Source organism: Cytobacillus oceanisediminis, assembly GCF_004366035.1.
Taxonomy (GTDB): Bacteria; Bacillota; Bacilli; order Bacillales; family Cytobacillaceae; genus Cytobacillus; species Cytobacillus oceanisediminis_C.
Genome location: NZ_SOEE01000008.1, coordinates 145,489 through 161,963 on the forward strand (window position 1 = coordinate 145,489; position 16,475 = coordinate 161,963).

Consider the following 16,475-nt stretch of genomic DNA (forward strand, 5'->3'; position numbering starts at 1 on the left):
TCTGGTAAAGATTTATTGTATTAAAGTCCTTTTTGAGCGATGTAGTCAACAAGGTCAACTACACGGTTAGAATAACCAGACTCGTTGTCATACCAAGAGATAACTTTTACCATGCTGCCTTCCATAACCATTGTAGACAGTGCATCAATTGTAGAAGAAGCTGGGTTACCATTGTAGTCGCCAGATACTAATGGCTCTTCGCTGTATGCAAGGATGCCTTTTAGTTCGCCTTCAGCAGCTGCTTTAAGAGCGCTGTTTACTTCTTCTGCTGTTACATCTTTGTCAAGCTCAGCAACAAGGTCAACAAGAGAAACGTTTGGAGTTGGAACACGCATAGCTCCACCGTTCAATTTGCCTTTAAGTTCAGGCAATACTAGAGATACTGCTTTTGCAGCGCCAGTAGTTGTTGGGATGATGTTTTCTGCTGCTGCACGGGCACGGCGGTAGTCTTTGTGCGGCAAGTCAAGGATTTGCTGGTCATTTGTGTATGAGTGAACAGTTGTCATCATACCGCGCTTAATTCCGAAGCTGTCGTTCAGCACTTTTGCAAATGGAGCCAAGCAGTTTGTTGTACAAGATGCGTTAGAGATTACATGGTGGTTTGCAGGGTCATATTTATCATTGTTAACACCCATAACCACTGTGATGTCTTCGTCAGTTGCAGGAGCTGAGATGATTACTTTTTTCGCGCCAGCTTCAAGGTGTTTCGCAGCGTCAGCACGCTTTGTGAAACGGCCAGTAGATTCTACTACTACTTCTACGCCAAGATCTCCCCATCCTAATTGAGCAGGATCGCGCTCAGCAAGTACTTTTACTTTATGGCCGCCAACAACAAGATAATCGCCGTCAACTGTTACTTCTTCATTTAATGTTCCGTGTACGGAATCATATTTTAAAAGGTGTGCAAGCATGTTTGCATCTGTAAGGTCATTTACTGCAACAACCTCTACGTTAGGGTTTTTAAGAGCGGCACGGAAAACAACACGCCCGATTCTTCCAAATCCGTTAATACCAACTTTAACTGCCATGATTATTTCCTCCTTAGAAAGGTAGATTTAAATATTTGAAAAGGGATTACCCTTTTAACAACTGTTTTGCTGCACCTTCATCTGTCACTAAAATGGTAGAGGATGGTGCCCGTTTCATGTATGCCGCAATGGCTTTTGCCTTTGATGAGCCGCCTGCCACTGCAATGACATGTTCAATATGGGATAGGTCATCCAGCTGAAGGCCGATGGTCTGAACCTTATGTACAACCTCGCCGCCTTCATTGAAGTAATAGCCAAAGGATTCTCCTACTGCTTGGGCATGCTTGATTTTAACAAAATCTTCTTCACTGGTTTTGCGGCGTTCCGCCATTGTAATAGCGTCCCCAATCCCGTGTAAAACCATGCTTGCAGATTTGATCTGAGTGATTACTTCTTTAATATTGGGTTCTTTAATGATGCTTTCATACATCTCCCTGCTCACCTGGTCCGGTACATAAAGGACGCGGTGTCTGGAATCTGTATGATCAGCCATTTTTGCACAAATGGTGTTAGCCTGATTTTTAACATCTTCCCCAATTCCGCCCCGTGCCGGCACAAACAGCCAATCCCGTTCAGCAAGATCAGGGGTTAGCATCTCTGCTACGGCTGCCATTGTGGATCCGCCGGTAACTGCGATGATATTTTTGCCTTTGAGCCTTGATTTCATACACATCGCTGTGGCCCTGCCAAGCTCCTGCTTCACCCATGGAGATTCATCGCTGTTTCCGGAAACAATAATCGCCTGGCGAATGCCAAGTTTTCGGGATAATTTCTGCTCCATTACGGCTATACCCGATATATCCCTCATTATTCCTTCAAGAGCTTCAAGCAAATCCTTGCCATCGGCAGAAAGGCTCATTCCCGTACTTGAAATGCGGATCAGGTTCTGGTCTTTTAAAAATTCAACCTCACTTCTCAGCACTCTTTCCGTCAGGCCCAAACTTACTGCAAGGCTCCTTCTTCCAACCGGCTCCATCAGCCCTATATAATGAAGGATCCCATGGCGCTTCTGCATAACCGCAAGCATATCAGGCAATAATCTTTTTTGAATATCAATTAGTGAGTACATCCGGAAAGCTCCTTCATCATATGTGGTCATTTTTTGTCCCGCATAGACATATTATGTCCCACTTACCACAAAAAAAATCACCCTTGCTTCTCTTTCATAATAGCAAGAGTGAGTATTGAAATCAACTGATTAATCTCAGTTTTTTTCTGTAAGCGCTTCACTTAACGTAATGACATCAATATTCCCGAACTGCACTTCATCCCCATCAATTTCAACAACCGGGATCATGAGCCCATACTTCTCTGTCAGTTCACCGCTCCCGTCAATGTCTTTCTCAATTAAGTTAAAATCGTACTCTTTCTTTAATTCCATTATTACATCCTTGGCTTTATCACACAGCGGGCATCTGCTGCGTGTATAAAACACGACCTCTGGCTGTTTCAATCAGCAAATCTCCTTTGTCAGTCATACCTTTTCCGTTTAGATGATGATGGGATGCCCAGCTGATCCCGATATTTTGCAATCGTCCTTCTGCTGACAACCATCCCCTCTTCTTCCTTCAGCAGCTTCACAAGCTCCTGATCGGATAAAGGCTTTTGCTTATTTTCCTTTTCTATCATTTTACCAATAATCGTCTTGACCTGCTGTGAAGACGTATTTTCATCGGATGTAGTTTTAATCGTGCTTGAGAAGAACGACCTGAGCTCATACGTCCCATATGGCGTTTGCGCATATTTTTCACGGACAGCACGGCTGACAGTTGATTCATGAATATCGAGCTCATCTGATATTTCCTTCATGGTCATCGGCTTCAGATGTGAAGGTCCTTTTATAAAAAAGTCCTGCTGTTTTTCAACGATTTTAAGGGTCACATTCGCAAGAGTCTCTTTTCTCTGCTCTATGCTCCTCATGATCCATTGATAATCCTGCTGCTTTTCCTGAAGAAAGCGGCTGACATTCCGGTCTCCAGAGGCCGCAAACTTTTTATAATAACCTTCATTAAAACTGATTTTAGGAAGCACTTCATCAAAAACACTTACAGAAAAAGAGCTTCCATCCCACTGAATTATCACGTCCGGTGTTATATATGCGGATTTCTCACTTTGGAAGGATGAAGCCGGCCGTGGATTCAAGGTCTGCACGAGGTCGAATACCTCCTGAATCTCTTTTAGCTCCACACCAAGCTGCCTGGCAATCTCTTTCCATTTCTTCTCCGCAAAAAAGGTAAAGTATTCATCTATAATGATTTCAGCCAGTTCATTTCTCTCTGGCAATCTCTTAATCTGCAGGGAAAGGCACTCCTGAAGATTCCTGGCGCCAACACCAGCAGGCTCGAGTTCCTGCAATTCTTCAAGCATCTGTTCCATATTTACAAGAGGCATCTGGAGAGCCTTGGCGGCTGTCTGTAAGTCTGCTCGCAAGTAACCGTTTTCATCAAGGCTCTCAATAAGATGCTCAATTACTTTTTGTTCGTCCTTGTTTAATTTCAAATGAAGCTGCGACTTCAAATATTCATCCAGCATCATCGTCTTTCCGCAGCCAATCTGCTCAATCCAATTAATTTTATCTTTTTCGACTTTTATTCTTGTCGGTTTGACACGGTCATAACGTGGATCCATCGTCTGGACTTGACCGGACTCTACTTTTAAAAGGGGATTTTCAAGTGCCTTGCTTTCCAAAAAAGCAGAAAGCTCCTGTGTGCTGTATTGCAGAAGGGCAATCGCCTGCGTCAGCTCCTGTGTCATTGTTAATTTCATTGTCTGCTGCTGCCATAACCCAGCTTTCAAATTCATCATACATTCCCCCTGTCCCCATTTTACAATATTCCCGGTAAATGTTGTATGGAAATATCTTGGCAAATACAATCACACCGGCACTTCTCCATCTTTCTGAATACTTCACAATATGCATGGAAGAGGGAAGAATATTCATTTTTCATGGTGAAAACTGCGGATTTTAAGGATTTTTTTGAAATTCAGGCTTAAATTTAGGAAGTTTTTTAGATTTATGTGCGGATAGATGAATTTTATTTGCGGATAAGGCCCATTTTCTTGCGGATAAATTTTTTTATGTGCGCATAGCTGAATTTATTTACGGAAAGCGAAAAAAGTAAAAACTCCCTGTCCAAATCAGACAAGGAGTTTTGGCAGCGCCCTCGGCAGGAATCGAACCCACATCTTAAGAACCGGAATCTCACGTGCTATCCGTTGCACCACGAGGGCAGTATTTTTATAGCTGGCTGACCAAGCGCTCAGCCGCTACGATAACTAATTATATGATATGTTTATTCACTTTGCAAGTCTCCTTTTAGTTTAAAAATTGGAACAATGGGTATCATGGAATGAGATAGCACAGCACAGAAAAAAAGTGTCGAACGAATCAGACACGATTTCCATGCGATTTGTTTGACCTTAATTGACCATCAGTGTATCATGATAATACATAGGAGTTAAAGAATTTTCTTTACTTGGAAGAACATGCTTGATCATCTTGTGTGATGACCTTATCTTGAAGGAGGAATTGGAAAATGAACCTAATCCCTACAGTTATTGAACAAACAAACCGCGGGGAGCGCGCTTATGATATTTACTCCCGCCTTTTAAAAGACCGCATCATTATGCTGGGAAGCGCAATCGATGACAATGTGGCAAACTCAATTGTTGCCCAGCTTTTATTCCTTGAAGCTGAAAACCCTGAAAAAGATATATCCATTTACATTAATAGCCCAGGCGGAAGCATTACGGCTGGTATGGCTATTTATGATACGATGCAATTCATCAAGCCAAAGGTACAAACCATCTGTATCGGAATGGCAGCATCCATGGGTGCTTTTCTTCTTGCTGCTGGTGAGAAAGGCAAGCGTTTTGCCCTTCCAAACAGTGAAGTCATGATTCATCAGCCGCTAGGCGGAGCCCAGGGACAGGCGACTGAAATCGAAATCGCTGCAAAGCGCATTCTTTTCCTTCGCGAAAAACTAAACACAATTCTTTCAGAGCGCACTGGACAGCCGCTTGAAGTCATTGCGAAAGACACTGACCGCGATAACTTTATGACAGCTGAGAGAGCTCTTGAATACGGTTTGGTTGACCAAATCATTACAAGAAACTCTTTGGATGAGAAGAAAGACAAATAAAAAGAATAAAAAAACAACTCGCATCTTCCCGATGCGAGTTGTTTTAGTTTTCCTTTTGAATATAGTTCGCAAGTGCCTCAAGAGCTTCGTTTTCGTCGTTCCCTTCGGCCTTGAGGGTAATGACTGATCCTGAGCTTACAGCCAGGCTCATCAGCCCCATTATGCTTTTGGCATTTACCTTCTTACCGTCCTTCTCCAGAAATATATCGGATGAGAACCGATTGGCCTCCTGTACGAACAATGCAGCCGGACGTGCCTGTAATCCTGTTTTCAGCTTAACCTCAACCTGTTTTTCCGCCATTGTTTATCTCCTCCCTGCTGATCCCTCTGTCAGTGAGCATCTATAGTGTCGCCCACCCGGAGTTTCTCAGCGATTTCATCTATTTTTCTTAATCTGTGATTAATACCCGATTTACTGATATTCCCGCCTGAGACCATTTCCCCAAGCTCTTTTAAAGTGACATCCTGGTAAGCTACACGCAATTCAGCAATTTCCCGCAGTTTGTCAGGCAGAACCTGAAGTCCGACAGTTTGATCGATGAACCGGATATTTTCCACCTGGCGCAGGGCAGCTCCGATTGTTTTGTTTAAGTTCGCTGTTTCACAATTTACGAGTCGATTGACCGAGTTTCGCATATCGCGGACAATCCGGATATCTTCAAATCGGAGCAGAGCTGCGTGTGCACCAATAATATTTAGGAACTCCGTTATTTTTTCGGCTTCCTTTAAATACGTGATATAGCCTTTTTTCCGTTCAAGCGTTTTGCTGTTCAGCCCGAACGTATTCATCAGTTCACACAGGGAGTCATTATGCTCCTTGTAAAGTGAAAATATCTCCAGATGATAGGAGGAGGTCTCCGGATTATTTACCGATCCCCCGGCAAGGAATGCACCGCGCAGATAAGAACGCTTACAGCATTTCTTTTTAATGAGCTCCTTGGAAATATCGTGTGTAAATACGAATCCCTCACTTAGAATTTTCAGATCATCCAGAATCATGCTGGCCTGTTCCGTTAGCCTGACAATATAAACATTGTTCTTTTTCAGCCGCATTTTTTTCCGGACCAGGAGCTCGACCTGAACGTTGTAATTCCTTTTAATCAGAGTGTAAATCCTTCTTGCAATTGCTGCATTCTCCGTCTGAATATCCACAATCAATTTCCGGCTGGAAAAAGAAAGTGAACCATTCATCCTGATCAAGGCGGACAATTCCGCTTTGCCGCAGCAGTCTTTTATTTCCAGGTTCGTCAATTCTTTTTTCGTTTCCGAAGCGAAAGACATCCCTTCACCCCCTATCCGCAAAAGCGCTAAGCCAGTAGCATATAAAAAGATATTCTTCACTAAGCAAACGTATGCACAGTTTATTTTTTACCGGCAAAAGCCCTTTCACACCTGTATATTACGCGTTAAAACGCCTATTGGTTTCATGTAAAAGTAAATTATATAGCATTTGGGCAACTTCTTTTGTATCATGGCGAATGATCCCGCCTTCGTGGCTGACAATTTCACCGTGTATAATTTCAAGGCCCAGTTCCGTAAGAGCGCCTGTATCATATACAACAGGCTTCGCCATTTCCTCGCTGTACCGCTCCTGAATATGGGCAGGAATTTCCTCATTGTTTACCAGAATGGTATTGATAAAAGCACAGTCCATATGATCATACAGTGCTTTTACATGATTACTTGCCGTATAATCGAGCGTCTCTCCTGCCTGAGTCATTAAATTGCATATATACACCTTTTTCGCTTTAGAATGACAGACTTCACGTCCCAGTCTAGGGACAAGCAGGTTTGGAAGAATACTGGTATATAAGCTTCCTGGCCCTATGATGATCATATCAGCCTGTCTGATTGCCTGCAGTGATTCTGGCAGGGCTTTAATATTTTTAGGCGTTAAAAATACCCGTTTAATTTTTTTGCCGGAATAAGGAATCTTTGATTCTCCCGATACTATGGTCCCGTCTTCCATTTCGGCATGAAGGACCACACTCTGGTTGGCAGCCGGCAATACCTTTCCCCTTACGTTTAACACCTTGCTCATCTCCTGAATTGCATGAACAAAGTTTCCTGTAATCGAGGTCATGGCCGCCAGAATTAAATTGCCAAGCGAATGCCCGGATAACTCATTGGATGTCGCAAAGCGGTGCTGGAACATCTCCTCAATAAGCGGCTCCACGTCAGAAAGAGCTGCCAGCACATTTCGGATGTCACCGGGCGGCGGGATATGAAGATCATTTCTCAATCTTCCTGAACTGCCGCCATCATCGGCAACTGTCACAATGGCAGTAATATCAACAGGGTATTGTTTCAATCCCCTTAAGAGGACAGGAAGCCCTGTTCCTCCACCGATGATGACGATTCTTGGCTGTCGGTTCATTTGATGTTTTCCTTTCTCCTCTCGATGTCACGGTGCGTGATTGCCGTATGGTAATCCTTGCTGAAGTGGTCAGCAATATATTCTGTCAGCGCCACCGAGCGATGCTGGCCTCCCGTACAGCCGATTGCAACGACCAATTGAGCTTTCCCTTCCCGTTTATAATGCGGAAGCATGAAGCTCAGCAGCTCCGTAACCTTTTCGAGAAATTTACTTGTTTCGGTCCATTTCAGCACATAGCTGGATACCTCTTCATCTAATCCTGTCTTCGGCCTCATATGCTCAATATAATGCGGATTCGGAAGGAACCGGACATCGAATACCAGGTCGGCATCAATTGGAATTCCATGCTTAAAGCCAAAAGACATGACATTAACCGTAAATATAGTTTTTCTATTCAATGAGAATTCCGTTAGAATTTTCTCGCGCAATTCCCTTGGTTTCATTTGTGATGTGTTATAAATAAGCTGGGCCCTGCCTTTTAATTCTTCAAGCAGCTCCCGTTCAAGCTTTATGCCTTCAAGAGGCAATCCTGATGGTGCAAGGGGATGGAATCGTCTTGTTTCTTTATATCTTCTGACGAGTGTCGAATCATCTGCATCAAGATATAAAATTTGCGGGGTGACCCAGGATGTCTCGGATAATTCATCCAGCGCTTTAAATAAGTGGTCAAAAAATTCACGGCCGCGTAAATCCATCACCAATGCCACCTTATTCATTTTATTCCCTGATTCCTTCATAAGTTCAAGGAATTTCGGCAGCAGAGTCGGCGGCAAGTTATCTACACAGAAGAAGCCAAGATCTTCAAAGCTTTGGATTGCTACTGTTTTCCCTGCCCCTGACATCCCCGTAATAATCACCATTTGAGTATCATTAACTGCACCCGTACTCATTCATAATTTCCCCCTGTATCTGTCAAATTCAGCTTGGATCCAGCCTGTAACTAAGCAGTTCAAAATCAGGCGTATACGTAAACGTTCCATAAATCATGCCCTGTCCATGAATCATATACTCCAAAATATGTGAATCTCCGGCAGCCATCGGCAGATTCTTAATCTCTGAAAACGGATGCCAGCGAAGCTTGCCTTCCTCTGATTCATCCAGGTTCAGCCCATCAGAAGCTGTAGCAAGGAAAGTAAACATCATCCACTCCTGTACAACCTTATCGCCATCCTTCATGATGAACGTGAAAATGCCTTTAATATTCGGATTGCGCAGATAAATGCCTGTTTCTTCCCTGAACTCACGGATGCACGAGTCCCTCACTGATTCACCCGGCTCCATCTTTCCGCCCGGAGCCACCCACCAGCCTCTTCTCGGCTTCTGTAAAAGCAATACTTTATCGTCTTTCAGTAACACACAGTTCGTGACTCGCTGCAACACATTTCACCTCGAATTTTCCGAAATCATACCGCTGCCGCCTTTTCATGAAATCGCTTAAAGTAAGGGCTGGCTAACGTTCTTTTCTTATTCATTTCATTATACTATTTTTGTCTTAGAGCCACAATGAATACAGGTTTCCAAAAAACATTCTTCAAAACATACTGTTACGCAAAAAAAGAGCACAGGCATGTGCCTGTGCTTTAAAAGGATTATATCTTTAAAAGGGGGTCAATTTCTATTCCTATATTACCCGAAATTTATTTCATGAAGGTTACAGGAGAATTAAAACCGCATGACTTTTTGTAAATCTTTTCAACCAGTGGCTATTTTTTCTAAGAAACAAAAGCAGAAGCGCCTTGCCCACCCCCGACACCTCGAGGGGGCAGGCGCTGAGCTGGACGTAAATAAAAGGCATACAGCCCATAGGACCATATGCCTGCTAACATTATTTCTTCGCTTTAAGGCGTTCTTGCAATTCTTCCACATAGTGCTGGGCACTTTGTGCAGCGATGCTTCCATCACCTGTCGCTGTAACAATTTGGCGAAGGGATTTTTCGCGGATATCCCCGGCTGCAAAAATGCCTTCCACCTTTGTTTCCATTCGGTCGTTTGTTTCGATATAGCCATTGCTGTTCGTGATGCCAAGGCTTTCAAATGGCTTGGAAAGAGGAACCATGCCGATATAAATGAAGACACCATCTGCTTTGAATTCTCTTTCATCCCCTGTTTCAGTAGATACAAGCGTTACGCTGCCTACTTTTCCGTCCTTATCATTGACTTCCTTCACTGTAGTGTTCCAGATAAAGTCAATTTTTTCATTATCAAACGCACGCTGCTGCAGAATCGCCTGCGCACGAAGCTGGTCCCGTCTATGAACGATTGTCACTTTAGAGGCGAAACGAGTCAAATATACGCCTTCCTCAACAGCAGAGTCACCGCCGCCGACTACAACAAGCTCTTTGCCTTTAAAGAATGCTCCATCACAGACTGCACAATAAGATACACCGCGTCCGCCAAGCTCTTTCTCACCAGGAATGCCAAGCTTTTTGTATTCGGCACCAGCAGAAATAATGACTGAGCGTGCTTTATATTGCTTCGATCCAGCAACAACAGTTTTATATTCTTCGCCGTCAATGATTTCTTTAATATCTCCATACGCATATTCAGCGCCAAATTTCTTCGCATGATCAAACATTTTGGTGGATAAATCCGGCCCTAAAATATGGCCAAAACCAGGATAGTTTTCAACTTCTTCTGTATTGGCCATTTGTCCGCCCGGAACACCGCGTTCAATCATTAGAGTAGACAGATTTGCACGAGATGTATATACAGCTGCCGTCATTCCTGCCGGGCCAGCGCCAGCGATAATGACATCATAAATTTTTTCTTCAGTCACAGCGATTCACTCCTTCAGTAATCAGAAATCCTGTATTTTAAATAAAATACTCTATAAATACGCATATTATAGTATGACCTTCTTACTGTTATCCTATAAAATTGGCGCGTGTTTCGTCCAAACATCTGCTCACTGAAGGCGGTCGTTCACCGATTTTACATATTTGCCCATCGTCGAAGCGGAAATGCCGTATCTCCCTGCAATTTTTGATTGGGAAACCTTTTCGTTTCGAAGCTTATGCCAGACATACTCAATGGCTGCAGCCCAGGCCTTATTGTTTTTTATATTCTGGCGGTTATTTGTCAATTCAGCAAAAATGGTAAACCACATTAAATATAGGCCGGCCTCCACTGTGCCGATCGGATGGTAGTTTTCATAAAACAGTTCAGCTGTCTCATGCGCAGCCTGAACCTGTGCAGGCACTTTCCGGTCTGTTTTCACAAAAGAAAGGTATTCCTTCTCCATAGCAGAAAACTTATTGTTTCGTACAATTGCTTCAGAGATCAAAATTTCATCTCTTCTGCTGGATACTGACGTAAGGAAAAGGCCGAATAGCCGCTCCTCGATATAGTCGCTTTCCAGCTTTTTTAGAATGGAAGAATAATGATCTTCAAAGCCGCTGCTGGTCACTTTTTCATCGTTCCAGGGCTCAAAGCCTTCTTTTTCCGGATTAATCTCGATGGCTTTCTTCCAAGCTGTTTTCGCCATCTCTTCACGGCCGGTGAAATATGCGGAATAGGATAGCCAGTAATAAAACGGCCCGTCCCCTTCAAAGCCTTTCTTTTGAAGCTTGCGAAGCCATGCGAAGGCAGCCTCATACTCGCCGGTCAAGGCAAAGGTGGCACCAAGCTTGAACTGATGTTCAATTGAAAGCGGCTTAATTTTTTTCAGGGCCTCTTTCAACAAGCGCACATGCCTGAAATCCCGCTCGTAAAAAGCAAAGACAAGCTTGTTGCACAGAGCGTGGAGATTACCCGGATTTTCTTCCAGCACCTTCTCTAAAATATCTGCTGCCTTTTGAACTTCTCCAAGGTAAAAATACGCCAGGGCCAAATTGTTGTATGCGGACCAATACTCCGGATACTCATCAATAACAGAGTTCAGGATCTCAACCGCTTTTGGAAAATGACCGGACTCCAGCAATTCCCGTGCGTGTTCCTGCTTCGTAATCAGGTCATCCTGCTCGTAGAGCTCCTCATCCAAATCTTCCGCTTCAAGCGTCAGAAGTTCCAGCAGATCCTCTGTATCTTCCGTAAACTCTCCGTCCCGATCCAAATCCAGATACGTGTTTGCATGCGTGTAAGCATCCTTGAAAAGACCCATATGAGCATAGTTGTTGGCAAGGAAATAATGGCATTCCACCATATCCTCATCAAGCTCTTCCAATATCATATGAAGCAGCTGATTCGACTCCTGATACTCACCCATTTCTGAATGAACAATCGCAAGCTGGCAGATAATCATCGGTTCACCCGGCTCAAGCTGCATCGCCCGCATTAAATATTTCTTTGCTTTATGAAAATCCCTGCGGTGGTACGCCTTAACCCCTTTGGAAAAGTAGTACTCACCATTCGGGATAAATGACAGTAATTTTCCCTTTTGGTGTCTAGCTTTAGAGTCTTTACTCATGAAATCCTCCATAAATGTTAGTAACTAAAGTAGTATATCACACGAACAAGCCTGTGGAGAAGGGAAGAAATGACAATACTATTTCCCATCGGAATTTTTTATTGGAAATCTTATCGCGATTATGTTTTAAAGGGCTGCTGCGGTGATTTAATAGTGGAGTTAAATTCGGAGATTAACTGGTAGTTTCGAGGCGGGTGATAGCAGCGGACTTTGTTGGTGCCGGTGTGGGGGAGGCTGAGGAATCTAATAATCTTCTGGATATATGAGGAGATTTTAGTTGAAAGAACTTCCAAAAATCCTTATTTGTAATCAAAATCTGTAAGTAGGTTTAGGATCCAGCTTATGAAAATAAAAGTGGTGACAGCCTGCAGTACTGGCTGCTTCCTAAATTGGGCTCCAGTAGTTGGTGATGAGGCTGCCACCACATGCAAAAAGGATTTTAGAATTAAAAGCGGGAAATGTTCTCCGTTTCCGGCTACATTTCTCTTAAATAACCTTCTTGCCTTTTGAATTGCTTTCTTTCACTTTCTCCTCCCAAAAATCAGCACCTTTAATGCCAAGTTTAACAGGATCGAAGACTGGTTCAATGCCCGCTTTCTTCTGTTCTTCATAATCTTTAAACACTTTTAAGGCTGTTTTAGTCAGGAATAGAATAGCGACTAAGTTAAGCCAGGCCATACTTCCGAAGCCAAAGTCTCCGAGCGCCCATAATAGGGATGCATTTTCGACACTTCCTAAATAGATCATTCCCAAGAAAACAATCATTAAGCCTGTTTTTAGCCCTTTTAGATTTCTCTTTCTGCCAAGGTAAACGAGGGTTGTTTCAGAAATATAGTAGTAAGCCATCAGAGTTGTGAAGGCAAAGAAGAAGATAGCAATTGCAACAAACAAACCGCCAAACCCAGGGATAACGCTCTCAACGGCCGCCTGTGTCCACATTGGTCCAGCTTCTACACCTTGGATGTTTTCAACAATCGGCTGCTTTCCTTCTGGCGTAACGCTATACATGCCGGTAATTAGAATCATAAGTGCAGTAGCTGTACAAACAATGATGGTATCAATATAAACTGAGAATCCTTGAACAAGACCTTGTTTTGCCGGATGGGATACATCTGCTGCGGCTGAACTATAAGTTCCTTCCCCTACACCAGCAACGTTAGAGAATACTGCTCTCTTAACGCCCCATGCAATCGCTGCACCGAAAATACCGCCAAACATTTCGTTTGCACCAAATGCACTTGAAATAATCAGCCAAAGCATTGCTGGAATTTCTGCTGCATTTGCAAATAAAAGAACGAAAGTGATAACCACATACCCTAAGGCCATAAAAGGGACAACTTTTTCCGCAACAGTAGCAATTCGCTTAACGCCGCCAAAAATAATGATGCCAAGTAATACAACAAGAATGATTCCAGTGATGCTTTTATGGAGACCAATTGTATTTTCGAAACCAACAGCAATCGTATTGGCCTGAATCCCAGGTACTAAGATTCCGTAGCAGAGGGTAACAACAATCGCAACAAACACCGCAAACCATTTCATATTTAAACCTTTTTCAATAAAATAAGGTGTTCCACCCCGGTACTGCTTACCATCTTTTACTTTATAAACCTGAGCAAGAGTGGATTCAATAAAGGCACTTGCTCCTCCTAATAAGGCCATGACCCACATCCAGAAAACCGCTCCCGGACCGCCAAATGCAATCGCAGTAGCAACCCCAGCTATATTTCCAATACCGACCCGGCCGGCTAAAGCCATTGAAAACGCCTGGAAAGAGGACACACCCGACTCTGGGTTACCCTTTTCTAAAAGAAGCTTAATCATTTCCTTGAAATATCTAAATTGCACAAAACGTGTCATAATAGAAAAAAACAATCCAGCGCCAAGCGCGAACGCTACCAGTCCAAGACTCCAAACCATCCCCGACGCTTTATTCACTAATTCTTCCATCTTATTCCTCCTATTCAAACCTAAGTAGTTAGTTCCTTTTTATTTGTAATATTAATAATTTTCAGACATACAAGAGTATAAATGGGACAATGGAACAAAACGCTGCCCCACTCCCATCCAATTACACAGGATTGATTGTCCAATTGTTCCTTATAATTACTCACCATGCCTGATGTTAACAAATACACTTTTCACTTCCGTATAATTTTGCAGGCCATATTCTCCGCCCATTTCGCGGCCAATTCCTGATTGTTTGTAGCCGCCGAAAGGCATAGTTTCCCATTCAAGACCAAAATCATTAATCCAGACTGTACCTGATTGCATCTTGCTTGCAATATAATGTCCCTTTTTCATATTTTCTGTCCAGATACTTGCAGCTAAGCCATAGTCACTATCGTTCGCCCGTTTAATGACCTCTTCAATCGTATCGAAAACGAAAATGGACATGACTGGTCCAAAGATTTCTTCACGCGCAATAACCATATGATCTTGTACATCAGCAAAAATGGTTGGCTGTACAAAATATCCTTTTTCAAATCCTTTTTCACCCCCTGCCACGAGGCGCGCACCTTCTTTCTTCCCATGTTGAATATAATTAAGAACAGTTTGATGCTGTTTTGCTGAAACAAGCGGGCCCATTTCCGTTTCGGGGTTCATTCCATCACCTAACTTCAATGCTTTCGCCCGTTCCGCTAAGGCTTTTACTACATGATCATAGATGTTTCTTTGTACAAATACACGTGTACAGGCACTACAGTTTTGCCCATGATTGTACATCGTTCCGTTAAATACCCCTTCAATTGCTTCCTCAAGATTAGCATCCTCTAAAACAATGGCTGGAGATTTTCCGCCAAGCTCCAGCGTAACATCTTTAATTTGATCTGCAGCTTTTTTCATTACTTCTTTCCCGACAGCAGTTGATCCTGTGAATGCTACCTTATCGATATCTTTATGTGCAGTGATTGCTTCTCCCGCAATCCTTCCCGTTCCTGGCACAATATTTACAACACCATCCGGGAACCCGGCTTCTTTGAATAGCCTTCCTGCGTAAAGAAGAGATAATGGTGTTTCAGTTGCCGGCTTAATCACAACCGTACAGCCGACTGCAAGTGCAGATCCGAGCTTCCAGGCTGCCATGGCAAGCGGGAAGTTCCAAGGAATAATTTGGCCTGCTACCCCAACCGGCTCGTGTACTGTATAGGTTACATAATTCTTTGAAACCTGAGTTGTCATGCCAATTATTTTCGTGGCCCAGCCCGCATAATATCTAAAATGCTGGATTGTTCCGTCGATATCATCTGCCAAGGCTACCTTGTAAGGCTTTCCGTTATCCAATGATTCCAGTTGTGCAAGTTCCTCTCGATTTTCTTCTAAGAGATCCGCAAATTTATAGATTAGATGGGAGCGTTCTGCGGCATCCATTTTTGTCCATTCGCCTTCATCAAATGCCTTTCTTGCAGCAGCTACCGCAGCATTAATATCTTCCTCTTGCGCTTCACTTACTTTTGCAATCACCTCTTCGTTTGCAGGATTAACAACGGAAAATGTTTTGCCGCTGATTGCCGGTACATAGTTACCGTTAATGTATAATCCTTTCACACCCTCCAAGAATTCTTGAACTTTCGGTTTTAAATTGTAATTTGTTGCTTGCATATTCCCACTCCTCACTATTTTAGTTTTTTACTGTCTCTAAACTTGCAAGCAGGTCTTTTAGCTTTTGATCTTCCTCAGGTGATAGGCCTAAACGAGGATAACGTGCAGGTCCGCCAGCCTGGCCAGTTAATTCCATGGCTCTCTTCACAATTTGCACATACTTTCCAGATCCTTCAAGAAACGCACACAGTGGTAAAATACGATCATTGATGGACCAAGCTTCTTCAAGCTCACCGTTTTGGAAATGGTTATACATGTCTGTAACCAGCTTTGGCACAATATTTCCTGCAACAGAAATCCATCCAGTTGCTCCAACTAAATAAGACTCCATTACAAGCTCTTCAGCACCGCAGAATACTTCAAAGTCTCCTTTTCCTTTTCTTGCAAGATCCCTTACCTTGCCAATTTCACCGCTTGATTCCTTAATGTGAGTTACATTTTCACAATCCTTGCCAATCTGAAGCATTAAATCTGCGCTCATATTAACGCCGGAAGTAAATGGGTTGTTATAAAGCATGATTGGAAGATTAACACTGTCAGATACTTCTTTGAAATGATGGTAGATTTCATTTTCCTTTGGTTTCATGTAAAAAGGATTAATGATTAGAGCACCATCCGCTCCATGTACTTCAGCTTGCTTTGTATACTCGATTGTTTCCCTTGTTGTTTCAGCAGCAGTACCCACAATAACAGGGATGCGTCCGCCTGCTTCCTTCATAACAGTTTCTACCATCTGGTATTTTTCTTCTCTTGATAGACTGACAAATTCACCAGTACTCCCATTGATGACAATTCCTGCCACACCTTGATCCACAAAGTAATTGACATTATTCTTTACTCCGCCCCAATCAATTTCCTGCTCCTGTGTCATCGGTGTAATTAATACTGGATAAGCTCCTCTAATTGTAGTCATTTTAATT

The 16,475-nt window shown here is 43.0% G+C and carries 15 protein-coding genes and 1 tRNA gene; 1 reads left to right on the forward strand and 15 read right to left on the reverse strand.

Annotated elements, in window-relative coordinates; all coding sequences use genetic code 11:
• Positions 1–20 precede the first annotated feature (20 nt).
• From gap to DFO72_RS20245, 5 genes are all read right to left on the reverse strand, one after another.
• Positions 21–1,028 (reverse strand): type I glyceraldehyde-3-phosphate dehydrogenase, encoded by a 1,008-nt coding sequence (gene gap, locus DFO72_RS20225; protein WP_113883702.1) that lies wholly within the window; start codon positions 1,026–1,028, stop codon positions 21–23.
• A gap of 46 nt (positions 1,029–1,074) precedes the next feature.
• A complete protein-coding gene (locus tag DFO72_RS20230) occupies positions 1,075–2,097 on the reverse strand; it encodes a sugar-binding transcriptional regulator (protein WP_113883857.1) in 1,023 nt (340 codons plus the stop codon).
• A gap of 135 nt (positions 2,098–2,232) precedes the next feature.
• On the reverse strand, positions 2,233–2,481 hold the full coding sequence (locus tag DFO72_RS20235) for a glutaredoxin family protein (protein WP_113883703.1): 249 nt from the start codon (positions 2,479–2,481) through the stop codon (positions 2,233–2,235).
• A 17-nt stretch (positions 2,482–2,498) separates the two neighbouring features.
• Positions 2,499–3,830 carry an RNA polymerase factor sigma-54 gene (rpoN, locus tag DFO72_RS20240; protein ID WP_113883704.1) on the reverse strand — a complete coding sequence of 444 codons (1,332 nt, stop codon included), beginning with the start codon at positions 3,828–3,830 and terminating at the stop codon, positions 2,499–2,501.
• A 357-nt stretch (positions 3,831–4,187) separates the two neighbouring features.
• Positions 4,188–4,259: transfer RNA gene (locus DFO72_RS20245), tRNA-Arg, on the reverse strand.
• A gap of 305 nt (positions 4,260–4,564) precedes the next feature.
• On the opposite strand from DFO72_RS20245, the gene clpP reads away from it, so the two are divergent.
• Positions 4,565–5,170, forward strand: a complete 606-nt coding sequence (gene clpP / locus DFO72_RS20250; RefSeq protein WP_113883705.1) for an ATP-dependent Clp endopeptidase proteolytic subunit ClpP — start codon at positions 4,565–4,567, stop codon at positions 5,168–5,170.
• A 43-nt stretch (positions 5,171–5,213) separates the two neighbouring features.
• On the opposite strand, the gene DFO72_RS20255 is transcribed toward clpP, so the two are convergent.
• The 10 genes from DFO72_RS20255 to dapA all read right to left on the reverse strand — a co-directional run bounded on the left by DFO72_RS20255 (position 5,214) and on the right by dapA (position 16,468).
• A complete protein-coding gene (locus DFO72_RS20255) occupies positions 5,214–5,471 on the reverse strand; it encodes an HPr family phosphocarrier protein (RefSeq protein ID WP_009331822.1) in 258 nt (85 codons plus the stop codon).
• Positions 5,472–5,500: 29 nt separating this feature from the next.
• Positions 5,501–6,451 carry a DNA-binding protein WhiA gene (gene whiA / locus DFO72_RS20260; RefSeq protein WP_113883706.1) on the reverse strand — a complete coding sequence of 317 codons (951 nt, stop codon included), beginning with the start codon at positions 6,449–6,451 and terminating at the stop codon, positions 5,501–5,503.
• Between the two features lie 118 nt (positions 6,452–6,569).
• Entirely contained in the window at positions 6,570–7,547 is a 978-nt protein-coding gene (locus DFO72_RS20265; protein ID WP_113883707.1) for a gluconeogenesis factor YvcK family protein, read from the reverse strand.
• Complete coding sequence (rapZ, locus tag DFO72_RS20270) at positions 7,544–8,437, reverse strand: RNase adapter RapZ (RefSeq protein WP_113883708.1); 894 nt, start codon at positions 8,435–8,437, stop codon at positions 7,544–7,546. The genes DFO72_RS20265 and rapZ overlap by 4 nt, the downstream gene beginning before the upstream one ends.
• Before the next feature lie 28 nt (positions 8,438–8,465).
• Positions 8,466–8,924: an 8-oxo-dGTP diphosphatase gene (locus tag DFO72_RS20275; RefSeq protein WP_113883709.1), complete on the reverse strand. Its 459-nt coding sequence runs from the start codon at positions 8,922–8,924 to the stop codon at positions 8,466–8,468.
• A 448-nt stretch (positions 8,925–9,372) separates the two neighbouring features.
• Positions 9,373–10,323, reverse strand: coding sequence for a thioredoxin-disulfide reductase (trxB, locus tag DFO72_RS20280; protein ID WP_113883710.1), 951 nt, complete (start codon positions 10,321–10,323; stop codon positions 9,373–9,375).
• A gap of 129 nt (positions 10,324–10,452) precedes the next feature.
• Positions 10,453–11,952, reverse strand: a complete 1,500-nt coding sequence (locus DFO72_RS20285) for a tetratricopeptide repeat protein (RefSeq protein WP_113883711.1) — start codon at positions 11,950–11,952, stop codon at positions 10,453–10,455.
• 486 nt (positions 11,953–12,438) lie between these two features.
• The gene (locus DFO72_RS20290) at positions 12,439–13,902 is read right to left on the reverse strand and encodes an alanine/glycine:cation symporter family protein (protein ID WP_113883712.1); all 1,464 of its coding nucleotides are present in this window, start codon (positions 13,900–13,902) and stop codon (positions 12,439–12,441) included.
• A gap of 156 nt (positions 13,903–14,058) precedes the next feature.
• Positions 14,059–15,555, reverse strand: a complete 1,497-nt coding sequence (locus tag DFO72_RS20295) for an aldehyde dehydrogenase family protein (protein ID WP_113883713.1) — start codon at positions 15,553–15,555, stop codon at positions 14,059–14,061.
• A gap of 19 nt (positions 15,556–15,574) precedes the next feature.
• Positions 15,575–16,468 (reverse strand): 4-hydroxy-tetrahydrodipicolinate synthase, encoded by an 894-nt coding sequence (gene dapA / locus DFO72_RS20300; RefSeq protein ID WP_113883714.1) that lies wholly within the window; start codon positions 16,466–16,468, stop codon positions 15,575–15,577.
• Positions 16,469–16,475 lie beyond the last annotated feature (7 nt).

Coding starts and splice junctions, on each gene's coding strand:
- dapA (WP_113883714.1), bottom strand. CDS start 16,468: ATGACTACAATTAGAGGAGCTTATCCAGTATTAATTACACCGATGACA.
- DFO72_RS20290 (WP_113883712.1), bottom strand. CDS start 13,902: ATGGAAGAATTAGTGAATAAAGCGTCGGGGATGGTTTGGAGTCTTGGA.
- rapZ (WP_113883708.1), bottom strand. CDS start 8,437: ATGAGTACGGGTGCAGTTAATGATACTCAAATGGTGATTATTACGGGG.
- whiA (WP_113883706.1), bottom strand. CDS start 6,451: ATGTCTTTCGCTTCGGAAACGAAAAAAGAATTGACGAACCTGGAAATA.
- DFO72_RS20295 (WP_113883713.1), bottom strand. CDS start 15,555: ATGCAAGCAACAAATTACAATTTAAAACCGAAAGTTCAAGAATTCTTG.
- clpP (WP_113883705.1), top strand. CDS start 4,565: ATGAACCTAATCCCTACAGTTATTGAACAAACAAACCGCGGGGAGCGC.
- rpoN (WP_113883704.1), bottom strand. CDS start 3,830: ATGAATTTGAAAGCTGGGTTATGGCAGCAGCAGACAATGAAATTAACA.
- DFO72_RS20230 (WP_113883857.1), bottom strand. CDS start 2,097: ATGTACTCACTAATTGATATTCAAAAAAGATTATTGCCTGATATGCTT.
- DFO72_RS20255 (WP_009331822.1), bottom strand. CDS start 5,471: ATGGCGGAAAAACAGGTTGAGGTTAAGCTGAAAACAGGATTACAGGCA.
- gap (WP_113883702.1), bottom strand. CDS start 1,028: ATGGCAGTTAAAGTTGGTATTAACGGATTTGGAAGAATCGGGCGTGTT.
- DFO72_RS20285 (WP_113883711.1), bottom strand. CDS start 11,952: ATGAGTAAAGACTCTAAAGCTAGACACCAAAAGGGAAAATTACTGTCA.
- DFO72_RS20265 (WP_113883707.1), bottom strand. CDS start 7,547: ATGAACCGACAGCCAAGAATCGTCATCATCGGTGGAGGAACAGGGCTT.